This window comes from Priestia sp. P5_B4 (assembly GCF_056400385.1).
This window is the reverse complement of the sequence record NZ_JBFULJ010000002.1, coordinates 1-13,953: the sequence shown is the minus strand read 5'-3', so window position 1 is coordinate 13,953 and position 13,953 is coordinate 1. Positions and strand designations below refer to the sequence as shown.

12 protein-coding genes, 2 pseudogenes and 1 other annotated feature are annotated in these 13,953 nt (G+C 39.1%); of the genes and pseudogenes, 11 read left to right on the top strand and 3 right to left on the bottom strand.

The features are described 5' to 3' along the window. Positions 1 to 20 precede the first annotated feature (20 nt). The 5 genes and pseudogenes from AC1DRF_RS00600 (at position 21) to AC1DRF_RS00580 (ending at position 4,382) form a co-directional block, all read left to right on the top strand. A complete protein-coding gene (locus AC1DRF_RS00600; protein WP_427075358.1) occupies positions 21 to 263 on the top strand; it encodes a hypothetical protein in 243 nt (80 codons plus the stop codon). Positions 264 to 460: 197 nt separating this feature from the next. Beyond that, positions 461 to 679: a binding site (T-box leader), on the top strand. A 64-nt stretch (positions 680 to 743) separates the two neighbouring features. After that, positions 744 to 3,158 carry a leucine--tRNA ligase gene (gene leuS, locus AC1DRF_RS00595; RefSeq protein ID WP_477740231.1) on the top strand — a complete coding sequence of 805 codons (2,415 nt, stop codon included), beginning with the start codon at positions 744 to 746 and terminating at the stop codon, positions 3,156 to 3,158. 238 nt (positions 3,159 to 3,396) lie between these two features. Beyond that, the gene (locus AC1DRF_RS00590) at positions 3,397 to 3,708 is read left to right on the top strand and encodes a rhodanese-like domain-containing protein (protein WP_013085250.1); all 312 of its coding nucleotides are present in this window, start codon (positions 3,397 to 3,399) and stop codon (positions 3,706 to 3,708) included. Between the two features lie 101 nt (positions 3,709 to 3,809). Next, positions 3,810 to 3,992 (top strand): annotated as a pseudogene (locus tag AC1DRF_RS00585) (hypothetical protein). 210 nt (positions 3,993 to 4,202) lie between these two features. Beyond that, the gene (locus tag AC1DRF_RS00580) at positions 4,203 to 4,382 is read left to right on the top strand and encodes a sporulation protein Cse60 (RefSeq protein WP_013059521.1); all 180 of its coding nucleotides are present in this window, start codon (positions 4,203 to 4,205) and stop codon (positions 4,380 to 4,382) included. Between the two features lie 4 nt (positions 4,383 to 4,386). Here the strand turns inward: AC1DRF_RS00580 and AC1DRF_RS00575 are convergent, their stop codons facing one another. Continuing rightward, complete coding sequence (locus tag AC1DRF_RS00575; protein ID WP_057244945.1) at positions 4,387 to 5,658, bottom strand: BaiN/RdsA family NAD(P)/FAD-dependent oxidoreductase; 1,272 nt, start codon at positions 5,656 to 5,658, stop codon at positions 4,387 to 4,389. A gap of 211 nt (positions 5,659 to 5,869) precedes the next feature. Here AC1DRF_RS00575 and AC1DRF_RS00570 point away from each other — a divergent pair, with 211 nt between their 5' ends. Together AC1DRF_RS00570 and AC1DRF_RS00565 are read left to right on the top strand one after the other, a co-directional pair. Then, positions 5,870 to 7,513 carry a putative polysaccharide biosynthesis protein gene (locus AC1DRF_RS00570; protein ID WP_043975924.1) on the top strand — a complete coding sequence of 548 codons (1,644 nt, stop codon included), beginning with the start codon at positions 5,870 to 5,872 and terminating at the stop codon, positions 7,511 to 7,513. A gap of 51 nt (positions 7,514 to 7,564) precedes the next feature. Continuing rightward, positions 7,565 to 8,284, top strand: coding sequence for a pseudouridine synthase (locus AC1DRF_RS00565; protein ID WP_427075357.1), 720 nt, complete (start codon positions 7,565 to 7,567; stop codon positions 8,282 to 8,284). Between the two features lie 223 nt (positions 8,285 to 8,507). Here the strand turns inward: AC1DRF_RS00565 and AC1DRF_RS00560 are convergent, their stop codons facing one another. Next, positions 8,508 to 8,729 carry a DeoR family transcriptional regulator gene (locus AC1DRF_RS00560; protein ID WP_013059517.1) on the bottom strand — a complete coding sequence of 74 codons (222 nt, stop codon included), beginning with the start codon at positions 8,727 to 8,729 and terminating at the stop codon, positions 8,508 to 8,510. 408 nt (positions 8,730 to 9,137) lie between these two features. Here AC1DRF_RS00560 and pepV point away from each other — a divergent pair, with 408 nt between their 5' ends. Beyond that, complete coding sequence (pepV, locus tag AC1DRF_RS00555) at positions 9,138 to 10,541, top strand: dipeptidase PepV (RefSeq protein WP_043975928.1); 1,404 nt, start codon at positions 9,138 to 9,140, stop codon at positions 10,539 to 10,541. A gap of 32 nt (positions 10,542 to 10,573) precedes the next feature. Here the strand turns inward: pepV and cysK are convergent, their stop codons facing one another. Beyond that, positions 10,574 to 11,506, bottom strand: coding sequence for a cysteine synthase A (gene cysK / locus AC1DRF_RS00550; RefSeq protein WP_013085245.1), 933 nt, complete (start codon positions 11,504 to 11,506; stop codon positions 10,574 to 10,576). Between the two features lie 190 nt (positions 11,507 to 11,696). Here cysK and thpR point away from each other — a divergent pair, with 190 nt between their 5' ends. The 3 genes and pseudogenes from thpR to AC1DRF_RS00535 all read left to right on the top strand — a co-directional run. After that, positions 11,697 to 12,251 (top strand): RNA 2',3'-cyclic phosphodiesterase, encoded by a 555-nt coding sequence (gene thpR, locus AC1DRF_RS00545; RefSeq protein WP_043975930.1) that lies wholly within the window; start codon positions 11,697 to 11,699, stop codon positions 12,249 to 12,251. 135 nt (positions 12,252 to 12,386) lie between these two features. Then, complete coding sequence (locus AC1DRF_RS00540) at positions 12,387 to 13,313, top strand: hypothetical protein (protein WP_477740230.1); 927 nt, start codon at positions 12,387 to 12,389, stop codon at positions 13,311 to 13,313. 92 nt (positions 13,314 to 13,405) lie between these two features. Then, positions 13,406 to 13,953, top strand: a pseudogene (locus AC1DRF_RS00535) (type I pullulanase); the annotation flags it as partial.

The following is a 13,953-nucleotide window of genomic DNA, read 5'->3' as shown; positions in this document are numbered from 1 at the left end:
GTTGAAGGAAGATCCGAACGATGAATCGTTCGGATCTTTTCATGCTTATGGTGAACGTAGATTTCATTTGTTTAGGTGCTTCTAGCTGCGAAGTGGAGGGCAAGACAAAGACTCCTGAAATAGGTGAGGTGAGACCCCGCATGAGTGTAAGCAACGAGGAGGCTCATCGGCTGCCAGCGGAAAGAGAAGTCCTGCACGGAAATCAACAGCGGTGTAACCAAGAGATTCATACTAGCGCATTTATCCTATTTGTTCGTCTTTAAATTGGATTGATTTAATTATGTCTCAATCCCTTTTTTGTTTGGCCGTCGATGTATGTTTTTGGGAGAAGTTGTTCATATATAAGAATGAAAGAGAGGATTTAGCAACAAAGCAGTGCTGCATTGCAGAAACTTTTACAAAATCCCTTGAACAACTTGCAGTTTACGAACATATTATTTACAATACAAGGTAGTATGATGTAAAAACTATGATAAGGAATAGTAGTGAACGAAGCGAGCTAAGAGAGCTGACGGGTGGTGCGAGTCAGCAAACGAGCGTTCATGAACTCACCTTGGAGTTGTAAATGTGAAGTAAAGTAACATTTGCCGTCTATCCGCGTTAAGGAAAATGAGTGAGTACATAATTGTGCTAATTTGGGTGGTACCGCGGGAAGTTTATTCAACCTCTCGTCCCTTTGTTTGAGGGATGAGGGGTTTTTTAGTTTAATTAAATACAGCTGGAGCGTACAAGGAGGATTATGTATGGCTTTTAATCATGAAAAGATCGAACAAAAATGGCAAAAAGTTTGGGAAGAAAATAAAACATTTAGAACAACAGAAGATGAAGGAAAGCGTAAATTTTACGCATTAGATATGTTCCCTTATCCATCTGGCGCTGGTTTACACGTTGGGCATCCAGAAGGTTATACAGCAACGGATATTTTATCTCGTATGAAGCGTATGCAAGGATACAATGTACTTCATCCGATGGGATGGGATGCATTCGGACTACCTGCTGAACAGTATGCATTAGATACAGGAAACGACCCGGCTGAATTCACCGAACTTAACATTAATAATTTCCGTCGTCAAATCAAATCGTTAGGTTTCTCTTACGATTGGGAGCGAGAAATTAATACAACTGATCCAAACTACTACAAATGGACGCAGTGGATTTTCTTACAGCTATATAAAAACGGCTTAGCTTATGTGGATGAAGTAGCTGTTAACTGGTGTCCTGCTCTAGGAACAGTACTTGCGAACGAAGAAGTTATTGACGGCAAAAGTGAGCGTGGGGGACATCCGGTTGAGCGTCGTCCAATGAAGCAGTGGATGCTTAAAATCACAGCTTATGCAGATCGTTTACTAGAAGATTTAGATGAGCTTGATTGGCCAGAAAGTATTAAAGAAATGCAGCGCAACTGGATTGGCCGCTCTGAAGGAGCTCACGTGCACTTCACAATCGATGGATACGAGGACACATTTACTGTGTTCACAACGCGTCCTGACACGCTATTTGGGGCAACGTATGCCGTTTTAGCACCTGAACATCCGTTTGTAGAAAAAATTACAACAGCCGAACAAAAAGAAGCGGTAGAAGCGTATTTAGATCAAATTAAAAGCAAAAGCGATTTAGAACGTACAGACTTAGCTAAAGACAAAACTGGCGTATTCACTGGTGCTTATGCAATTAACCCTGTAAACGGCGAGAGAATGCCAATTTGGATTGCTGACTATGTTCTAATGAGCTATKGCACAGGTGCAATTATGGCTGTTCCGGCTCATGATGAGCGTGATTATGAATTTGCTGTTAAATTTGAACTGCCGATTAAAGAAGTAGTAGCGGGCGGAGACGTTTCAAAAGAAGCTTATACAGGCGACGGCGAGCACGTTAATTCAGACTTCTTAAATGGTTTAGATAAAGAAGAAGCAATTTCAAATATGATTCAGTGGCTTCAAACAAATGAAAAAGGTGAAAAACAAGTAACATACCGTCTGCGTGACTGGTTATTCAGCCGTCAGCGCTACTGGGGTGAACCAATTCCTGTTATTCACTGGGAAGACGGCACAACGACTGCAGTTCCTGAAGATCAACTTCCGCTTGTGTTACCAAAAACGACTGAAATCAAACCGTCAGGCACAGGTGAATCTCCGTTAGCAAACATTGATGACTGGGTGAACGTTGTAGATCCGGAAACAGGCAAAAAAGGGCGCCGTGAAACAAATACAATGCCTCAATGGGCAGGCAGCTGCTGGTATTACTTACGCTACATTGATCCAACAAACAGTGAAGCGTTAGCAGATGCAGATAAATTAAAAGAATGGTTGCCGGTTGATATTTATATCGGTGGAGCTGAACACGCTGTTCTTCACTTATTATATGCTCGTTTCTGGCATAAGTTTTTATATGATATCGGCGTAGTTCCAACAAAAGAGCCGTTCCAAAAACTGTTTAACCAAGGTATGATTCTTGGAGAAAATAACGAAAAAATGAGTAAGTCAAAAGGTAACGTTGTAAACCCAGACGAGATCGTAGAAAGCCACGGTGCAGATACGCTTCGCCTTTATGAAATGTTCATGGGGCCTTTAGATGCGTCAATCGCCTGGTCAACAAAAGGGCTTGATGGTGCACGCCGTTTCTTAGATCGTGTATGGCGCTTACTTGTTGACGATAACGGTGAATTAAGCAGCAAGGTTCAAGAAAGCAATGACACTACGCTTGAACGCGTGTATCACCAAACGGTGAAAAAAGTAACGGAAGATTACGAAGGCCTCCGTTTTAATACAGGTATCTCTCAGCTTATGGTATTCATCAATGATGCATACAAAGTTGACGTGCTGCCAAAGCAATACGTAGAAGGATTTGTGAAGCTATTAGCACCAATTTGTCCTCATACGACTGAGGAATTATGGAGCAAACTAGGTCACGAAGATACAATTTCGTATGAGGCTTGGCCTGCGTTTGACGAAGCAAAACTTGTAGATGATGAAGTGGAAATTGTCGTTCAAATTAACGGTAAAGTACGTGCGAAAGTAAACGTACCTGCTGAGGCATCTCGTGAAGAGCTTCAAGATATTGCAATGGCTAATCAAGATGTTCAAGAGTTCATTGAAGGTAAGACAGTGCGCAAAGTGATTGCTGTGCCTGGTAAATTAGTAAACATCGTAGCTAATTAAGTATTGATGTAGAACAGAACCCCTGACAGTTCTTTAGTCAGGGGTTCTGTTCTAGACCTAAGCGCCTGATGTCCACCTTTCGGGTTGACATCAGGCGCTTAGTCAAACCTTTAACTACGATTGGAAAAGCTTAGGCAGGCTGCTGCTTAAGCTTTTCTTATTTAGTGGCATAAAGGTATTTGAATTTGCTACAATAGCGATAGCAAGCTGAATGAAAGAATAGAGAGGAATGACGAAGATGGAAGAAGTAAAAGTAATTACGCCTGAAGAACTTCAAAAACGAGTTGAAAATGGAGAAGAACTTCATTTAGTTGATGTGCGCGAAGATGAAGAAGTAGCAGAAGGAATGATTCCAACTGCTAAACACATTCGTATGAATGATATTCCAGGTAATGTGGATTATTTCGATAAAGACAAAGAATATATTTTCATTTGCCGTTCGGGCCGCCGCAGTGAAAACGTATGTTACTACCTTCAAGAACAAGGATATAAAGTAACAAATATGGTTGGCGGTATGTTAGAGTGGGAAGGAAAAACGGTTAATAAATAAAAAGAGGCTGGGACAAAAGTATCTTAGCTGAAGTGAAAAATGAACCATTGATCAACATGTTTGATTAGTGGTTCATTTTTTTGTTTCGTTTCTTCTAGCAGTTGATTGGAAGGCAAGGCGAAGACTCCTGCGAGAAAAGCGGAACAGGTGAGACCCCCTAGGAGCGCAAGCGAGGAGGAGGAGGATCACCGGCCGCCCGCGGAAAGCCAAGTCTTGCAAGGAAATCGACTGCCGTGTTACAAGCGGTTCAGCTCATKTATCCCATTTGTTTGTCTTTAGATTRAAKTMATTTCGTTATGTYTCAACCKCTTTTTTGAATGAAACTTCTGCCATCCGACTAAAATGATAGCAGGAAAACAAATGATGACTAAATCTATAAAAGCCCTCATAAAAATAGAGGTAGTAACAGATTGAAAATCCGTACAAAAACCATCATCAAGAGAAACAGTCCATTCTGATTGAAACAAATTTGATAGGACAAGGTGGTAGAAGCTGTGATACAAGTAAAAATGTTTGATAAAGAGCATGAAAAAGATTTAGAATTTGCGGTGAACCGATTTTTACGGAAATTAGAGGATGAAGACGTCGTTGATATTAAATACCAAGTGACAGTGGATGTTGATCGTGATGAGCAGGTGTACTGTTTTTCAGCCATGGTTATGTATAAAGCCTAGCATATTATGCTAGGCTTGTTGCAAATTCTCCTGCATTACTTCCAGCCAAACGGCCTGTTACAAGAGCAGAAGTGATATTGTATCCTCCAGTGTATCCATGGATATCAAGAATTTCCCCGCAGAAGTAAAGGCCTTGCATAAATTTCGAAGACATTTCTTTTGGGTGAATTTCTTTAACAGATACGCCGCCTCCTGTGACGAATGCTTTTTCTAAAGAAAGCGTGCCGTTTACAGCAAATTCAAATCGTTTGCACAGTCTTGCAAATTCTCTCAGTTTCTCATGCTGAAGCTGTCCTGCTAGTGCTTGGCTATCAATGCCTGTCTGCTCGAGTAAAAACAATAGATAGCGTTCAGATACAAAACCTTTTAAGACATTTTTAATTGCTTTTTTCGGCTCTTCTTTTGTTGTTTTGACTAATTGTTGAAAAATATCTTCTTCGTTTTGGCTAGGAAATAAATCAAGAGACATTTGAACAGTGTTGCTCTTTTGTTTCTTTAACTCTTTAACAACATATTGGCTACAGCGAAGAGCGGCAGGGCCAGAGATGCCAAAGTGAGTGAAAATCATATCCATTTGATGAGTAATGACAGGCTTGCCTTTTTTATTAAGCACGCTTAGTCCTACATTGCGAAGCGATAGACCTTGAAGCGTTTTGGTTTTAATAAAGTGTTCGCTAGATGTAATAGGAACTTCTGTTGGGTAAAGTTCAGTAATTTTATGCCCTGCATCTTTTGCCCATTGATAACCGTCTCCTGTCGAACCTGTATGAGGTACTGATTTTCCACCTACTGCAATCACAACGCTTTTCGTTTGGATTGCTTCCCCGTTTTGAAGCACAACTTCTTTCACGGTGTTGTTCTCATAGTGTACGCGTTTAACGGCTGTGTTTGTGCGAATTGTCACGCGAAGACGGTGAAGTTCGCTAATTAATGCGTCAACAACAGATTGCGCTTTATTGCTGACCGGAAACATACGGCCGTGATCTTCTTCTTTTAATTTAATTCCAAGGCCTTCAAAATAAGAGATGATATCTTCGTTATTAAAAACAGAAAACGCACTGTATAAAAAGCGTCCGTTTCCTGGAATGTGTTTAATAAGTTCATCAATGGGAAGACGGTTCGTCACATTACAGCGTCCGCCTCCAGAAATGGCAAGCTTTCGTCCAAGTTTATTGCCTTTATCAATTAATAATACGTTTGCACCTGACTCACCAGCTGCAATCGATGCCATCAAACCAGAAGGTCCTCCTCCGATTACGACTACATCATATATCATACTTTCACCAACCTGTCTATTCTTAAAAAATTTTATTTTGTTCACTGACAAATCTCTCAACATTGGATAAAATGGGCTATAGTCTTTGTTTTTCTAGTTTGTTGACGAGTGCGAGTGAGTATAAGACCTTTCTTAGTGTATACTGTCACTTGCTTCTTTTCAATTCTATCATTATTATCAGTATGTAACATTAAGTATCGGAGGCAAACGTATGTCTGATTCAAAATTGTTAAGAGGGACCTTTGTGCTAACGCTTGGCACCTATGTATCCCGAATCTTGGGAATGATTTATTTATTTCCATTTGCGATCCTTGTTGGAACCGTAGGGGGAGCACTGTTTGGTTACGGATATAACCAATATGCTATTTATTTAAGTATTGCTACAGCCGGTATGCCAATGGCCGTATCGAAATTTGTATCAAAATATAATGCACTCGGTGATTACTATACGAGTAGAAGAATGTACCGGGCCGGCATGAAATTAATGCTTGTCACAGGAATACTTGCATTTTTACTTTTATATTCGTTAGCTCCTGTTATGTCTAGAATTACACTGGGAGGTTCTGATTTAAATAACTCCTTAGAAGATGTAGTAATGGTTATGCGAATGGTTAGTGTTGCGTTAATTGTAGTACCGATGATGAGTTTAATGCGAGGATTTTTCCAAGGTCACCAGTCTATGGGACCAACAGCTGTTTCACAAGTAGTTGAACAGCTTGTGCGGGTTGTCTTTTTATTGGCATCTACCTATATCGTCATCAAAGTTGTCCACGGGAGTCTTGCATTAGCCGTTGGATTTGCTACGATGGGGGCTTTTGTAGGAGCTCTTGCTGGACTGGCTGTATTGATTTGGTACTGGAAAAAACGAAAGCCTTATCTTGATAAAATGGTGAACGAGCAGACGGTAACGCCTACGCGTATTTCTACCGTATCCATTTTTAAAGAGCTGCTTACGTATTCATTGCCATATGTCTTTGTCAGCTTGGCTATTCCGCTTTATCAGTATGTGGACCAATTCACATTTAACCGTGCAATGGTAGCGGCTGGACAAAAAGAAATAGCAGAGTCAATGAACGGAATTGTTCAGTCTTATGTTCCAAAGCTTGTGATGATTCCCGTTTCATTAGCTACTGCGTTCGGTTTGACTCTTGTACCAACGATTACACGTTCCTTTGTGAATAAAGATTATAACGTACTGCAAAAGCAAATTGACCAAACATATCAAACGATTATGTTTCTTGTGCTGCCAGCATCTGTAGGATTAATGGCTTTAGCTGGCCCAGCCTATACGTTTTTCTTTGGAACAGATGCATCGGATGCGGGTGGGAATGTCTTGCTTTACTATGCACCGGTAGCTTTATTGTTCTCATTTTTTACGGTGAATGGAGCTATTTTACAAGGCATCAACAAACAAAAATATGCTGTTTTAAGTCTATTATTTGGATTGATTGTGAAAATTGTCGTGAACGTTCCATTTATTCTTATGTTCCACGAGATTGGTTCAGTTTTAGCGACTGCACTAGGCTATATCGTATCTCTTGTTTATATGTTTGCGCTTATTCAAAAACACGCAAAATATAACTACAGTGAGTTTATAAAACGCTCTGTGCTTATTCTCATTTTTGTTGCGATTATGGGAATCAGCGTAAAAATTGTCGCAGCAGTGATTGGTCTGTTTACAACGCCAGGACGATTCTCTGCCACTGTTATTACGATTATAGGAGCAGCAGTAGGCGGCCTTATTTACTTTATTATTACCTATCGTACAAGCCTGCTTGAAAAAGTAATGGGAGCGAGGGTAACAGGTGCAATTGAACGAAAGATACTGCGCCGAAATAAACAGCGCAGTGCCTAAGAAGATGACTCGTTAGAGTCATCTTCTTTTCAAAAAAGAGGAGGATATTACATGCGTTTGGATAAATTGCTTTCTACCATTGGGTACGGAAGCCGAAAAGAAGTTAAAGGTCTTTTAAAGACTGGGGCTGTTAAGGTAGACGGTACAGCAGTTAAAGATGCTAAGGTCCACGTTAATCCAGATGAACAAGAAATAACTGTGCATGGCGAAGCCGTTTCTTACCGAGAATTTGTTTACTTTATGCTTCATAAGCCGCAAGGCGTCATATCAGCGACAGAAGATTCTCTTCATGAAACAGTTTTGGACTTGCTTGAACTTGATGATGCTGTGTATAACCCATTTCCGGTAGGGCGTTTAGATAAAGATACAGAAGGGCTCTTGCTGCTGACGAATGACGGTCAGCTTGCACATCAGCTGCTATCTCCTAAAAAGCACGTTCCTAAAACGTATTTTGCAAAAATTAATGCACCGGTGACTGAAGAAGATGCTGAAGCATTTAGGCAAGGTGTCACTCTTGATGATGATGGATATGTAACAAAATCAGCAGAGTTAAAGATACTAACAAGCGGTGTGGAATCAGAAATTGAATTAACGATCGTTGAAGGAAAATTTCATCAAGTGAAGCGTATGTTTGAAGCAAGAGGAAAAAAAGTAACGTATTTAAAACGTTTATCTATGGGAGCTTTGCTATTAGACGAGTCGTTAGATTTAGGAGAGTATAGGGAGTTAACGGAAGAAGAACTAGCTTTATTGCAAAACTCAAATGCCTAAGAAGAGGCGAAAGAAAAAGGAACCTAAGTCTAAAATGGTTCCTTTTTTTTGTCCACTTTGTTAGACAAGTGAAACATTTCACGTTAAAGCACTTAAACGAGTACCAACTCTGCTTGACGTGCAAATGGAGCGGGGGACTATGCACTCGTCCAAGTCTTGACTTTCTACTGCGTAGAATTTTATCTCTATATATAAATCACTTACTACCCTTGAAATAAACTTACTAGGATGACATCTTGACCTTCTTTTGCGTAGTCGTCCATGTACCGCGACTTGGGCTGCGAACTAAATCATTATATGCTAACACATTCAAGTCACGCTGAATGGTTCTTGGTGTAATACCAAATTCGTCTACGAGCTCTTGCGTTGTAACTGTTCCATTTTTACAAATGAACATATAGACCGATTTGATACGAGTTAGCATTCGATTAGTTGAAGGTTTCAAAAAACCACTTCCTTATTCGTTTTTCGTAAGGCACAACTTCTTTATAACTCTGAGATGTCAAGCACTATTTCAGTCCTTATCCTTATTGTACACAAAATCGACAGAAAAATAAAAGAGAAAACGCAAATTAACACAATATTTACAAAAAATGATATAAATATGTAATCCTTTCGTAACATCTCCTTCCTCTATTTGCACATTTTTTATAGTATATGTAAACAATAAACAAATAGAATCCGTTTTTATCGATTGTGCCTACAATTTATTTCCCGGAATTTTGACTCTGTAAACCTTTGATATGAAAGGAAAGAGACAATTATTTCTTTCTATATAAAGGTATGATAAAGTTAAATTTACCAATAGTAATGATAGATACAATCTGTAAAAGCAGGAAAAGGAGACAAACAGATGACGGCAATTAATTGGAAAGAGGAAGTTCAAAAAAGAGAAGCTGAAATTCTAGCTGAGACGCAGCGTTTTCTACAAATTAAAAGTGTTTTGACAAGCACAGAAAAACAAGAAGAGCCATTTGGACCTGGAATTGCTCAAGCGCTTGACTTTCTTTTAAATAAAGGAAAAAATGACGGGTTTTCCGTCAAGAACGTAGACGGATATGCTGGTCATATTGAAGCAGGAGAAGGGAAAGAACTTCTTGGCATTCTTTGTCACGTAGACGTTGTTCCTGAAGGAGACGGGTGGTCGGTTGATCCATACGGCGGTGAAATAAAAGACGGGAAAATTTTTGCTAGAGGAGCAATCGATGACAAAGGCCCAACGATGGCTGCTTATTATGCGATGAAAATTGTGAAAGATTTAGGGCTTCCTCTATCTAAACGGGTTCGAATGATCATTGGAACGGATGAAGAAAGTGACTGGAGATGTGTGGACCACTACTTCAATCATGAAGAGATGCCAACTATGGGGTTTGCGCCCGATGCGGATTTTCCTATCATTTTTGCTGAAAAAGGAATTACAGACGTAGAAATTCGCCAGCAGCCAATTGAAGGAACAAAGGGAAGCGTTCAGCTTACATCATTTGTCTCTGGGCGACGTTACAATATGGTTCCTGATCTTGCAACAGCTGTTCTTGAATTCCATAGTGAAACGGATATTAAAAATAAATATGATCAATTTTTAAAGGATCAGTCTTTAAAAGGTTCAATAACAGAAAAGAGCGGTGTATACACACTTACTTTAGAAGGCGTTTCAGCACATGGCAGTGTGCCTGATAAAGGGAAAAATGCTGGACTTACGCTTCTTCGCTTTTTACACACATTAGAACTTGATGAACAAGCTAATCAGTTTGTAGGTTATGCAAATGCGTATTTAGTTCAAGATGCATTAGGAGAAAAAATGGGCTTAAATCGCAAAGATGAGGTCACGGGTGATTTAACGATAAATGTTGGAATCATGTCTTACAATCAAGAAGAAGCGGGGCACTTTGGTTTAAACATTCGCTATCCTGTATCAGCTCATATTGACGACATTATTGATACGATTAAAGAAAAAAGTGAATCTTATCAAATGACCATCAAACATTTTACAGATTCTAAACCACATCATGTCGATCAAAAACATGAGCTTATTCAAACGCTTCAAAAGGTTTACCAAGAACAAACAAATGAAGAACCTACACTTATTTCAATTGGAGGAGGAACGTATGCCAGAGCATTGGAAGCGGGGGTGGCATTTGGACCTCTTTTCCCAGGCCGTGAAGAAGTAGCGCACGAAAAAGACGAGTACATGGTAATTGAAGATTTACTTCGTGCAACAGCTATTTATGCACAGGCTATTTACGAATTAGCTAAATAAAAAAAGCGAACGCCTTTGCGTTCGCTTTTTTATTATTCAAATGAGAACAGGTCGCTTGATAAATAACGTTCACCTGTATCGCAAGCAATACATACGACCACTTGATCAGGAGATAATTTTTTGGCTACCTCGATAGCAGCATAGCACGCAGCGCCAGATGAAGGACCGACTAAAATTCCTTCTTCAGAAGCCAAGCGTCGCGTAATATCGTAGGCTTGTTCATCTTTAATTTTTAAAATTTCGTCGTAAACATCTACATTAAGCGTATCAGGAATAAATCCAGGGCTTGTTCCTACAAGCTTGTGCTTCCCAGGTCTTCCTCCAGATAATACAGGAGACCCAGCTGGTTCCACAACATGAACGGTCATATTTGGGTAGTTTTCTCTTAGTACTTCACCAGTTCCTGTAATCGTTCCGCCTGTTCCAGCAGTAGCAACAAAAGCAGATAAGTCTTTGCCTAACTCGTTCATTGCCTCGATAATTTCTTTAGCAGTCGTTTTTCGATGAGCGTCAGGGTTTGCATTATTTTCAAACTGCATGGGCATAAATGCATTTGGAATTTCTTTTGTAAGCTCTTCTGCCTTGCGAATTGCTCCAGGCATTTTCTCATCGCCCGGTGTTAGAACAACTTCAGCACCATATGCTTTTAACAAGTTAATTCGTTCTTGAGTCATGGTATCTGGCATAACTAAAATAGAACGATAACCTCTTGCCGCTGCATTCATTGCTAAGCCAATACCTGTATTTCCGCTCGTTGGTTCAATAATAGTAGAATTTTCATTGAGTAAGCCTGCTTTTTCAGCTTCCACGATCATATTAAAAGCAGCACGGTCTTTTACACTACGGCTTGGATTAAAAAATTCTAGTTTTAAGTAAACGGATGCTCCATCTGCAGGTTGAAGACGATTCAACTTAACAAGAGGTGTTTCGCCAATCAAATCAGCCATATTGTTAACAACTTTCATTTTTCTCATCCTTTTCTTATAAAAATTCTCTGTATTGTTTCTATGATAACACAAATTCTTATTTTTTAAGCACATGACAAATTTTCAGAAAAACCTCTCTATTTCATCGGAAAAAACCTTTAAAATAGATCTAGCTCTTTTTGAACATAACCAATTGGGGAAAGATAATAAAAAGAAAAGGAGCGATTTGATGAAAGGCGATAAACATTATTTTATTGGAATCAACGTGCCTGTATCCATTGCACATCAGGCAGAAAATTGGGCAAAGGAATTAATACCTTTTCCTTTCAAACAATGGACATACCCTGACGATTATCATATAACGCTACAATTTTTAGGGTTTTTAGATGACAAAAAGGAAAAGCTGATTACGCGCTTAAAAGAAGTAGCCTCCCGTCATTCAAGTTTTTCGCTGCAGACAGGTCAGTACGATGTGTTCGGCGCGTATAACAAGCCTAGAGTGCTTTATGTAAGCCTTAGGCCAAATGATAAGCTTATGAATCTGCAAAGGGATATACAGGCCGTATGGGGAGATCTAAGCGGCTTATACGAAAAACGTCCTTATCGTCCTCATATTACGATTGCAAAGAAGTGGGGAGGGGAAGCCGGACTTTTGGAAGAACAGTTAAAGCAAACGTCGATTGAAGAACAGTTTCAAGTAAGTTCATTTGCCCTTTTTGAAGTTCATCCTGCTAGCAAACCTAAATATAAAAAAATACTATCTTTTTCCTTGCAGTCACAGTAGCATATGAACATACAAGCATGGAGAGAGGTTATTTAAAAATCGCTCTTATCAAAGGAAAGAAAACGCCGATGATAATAGAGAAATCATCGGCGAACAAAGTTTTAGAGGAATTTTAATTAGGGGATTGATGTAAACGTGGCGCAGCTACTTAAGGTGCAAGATTATATTTCCCGTTATGAAAAAGACGTTTATCACTATACGTCTCAGTTTAATCACTTAAAAAAGCATAATTGGAAGAAAGCAAAGCAATTATTTGAAGAAGGGCTATTACATGAGCCGCCTGTACAAGAAGAAACAAAAGCTCAACGTTCATTTTTGCAAAAAGCAAAAGAGCGGTTTACAAGAAAAAAAGAAACGTGTGAAGTGGAAGAAGCGTTCTCTAGCGATAGCGTGGAAAATCAAGAGCTATTGAGGTTTACAACTCTTCCACAAACAGCGGAAGACTTGAAAATATTGTTTTTAGAAAATGTATTTGATCTTCAAATGAAATGGGCTACATCCACTTTATTTGAGTTCTCACAAGCAGATCGTAAATATTACCATGATGAAGCTCTCCGTTATTTTATTCAGCGCCTTCCTGATACATGTCTCGTGATGTACAAGCCTGTTTTCCTGATTAATAAAGCTCCGGTAGAAGGAGATATCATTATTGTTACTCCAACGGAAACCCTCTGTATTTGTTTAATAGAAACATATAAAAGTGCTGTTTTTCAGTATTCAAAAGAAAATTTTTGGACAGAGTTAAGAGGAAGAGATCAAAAAAAGATATTAAATCCTTTAATTGGGTTAAATCGAACGGAGCAAATTGTCCGAAGCATCTATCGTATTCACGATATTGAACATAACGTAAAGAAAATATTACTGAGCAGAAATGGATACATTGATTACGCTGCGGAGCCTTATCAGGTTGAATTTGTAGATGCTAGAAAGTATGAAGAATGGTTTTATGAACTTAGGAAATCTAAAGCACCTTTAAAGTTTAAGCAGATGAAAGCAGCTCAAGTATTGCTCGAACACAGCCAGAGTATTTATTTTGACCGGGAATTCAAAGCAGGTGAATAATACGAACATTCACGCTGTGAAAGTGCTTTCGTTTTTGCGTTTACTACATATAATGCTACTAAAGAGGTAATTGGCATAAGGAGGAGAAAAGGATGACTGGTGATAATAAGTTTCAAGCTTATTTAGATCAAATAGATCGTATTACTCTTTTAGTTCCAACTTCTTATCATGAAGGTCAAATTGATTTTTTTGTGATTAAAAGTACACAAATGCATGAGACCATCTCTATTGAAAACGTACATGAATTAGAAGGTTTTATCAAATATGAAGGCAAGGTTGAAGGTAGCATAGAAATTGGACAGTCGTACGTTATCTGTGATAATTACGGAGAGAAAGTTCCGCTGCAGGTAGGGGCTGTTATACGAACCAAAGAGTTTGATGAGAGATTTTATTATAATCAAAATGATTTGGGTGCAGCCTTTTATTCAGATCATATTATGATAAAAATTTGGGCTCCGACTGCATCAGCAGTGATTTTAAAATTAATACATGCAAACAGCGGCAAAGAAGAACTGTACGTCATGGCTCGTCAAAGAAAAGGCGTATGGGAAAAGAAACTTCCCTTAGATAAAGAAGGGTATTATTATCGATTTTTAATAGATGTAAACGGCCGGACAAATGAAGCGGTGGATCCTTATAC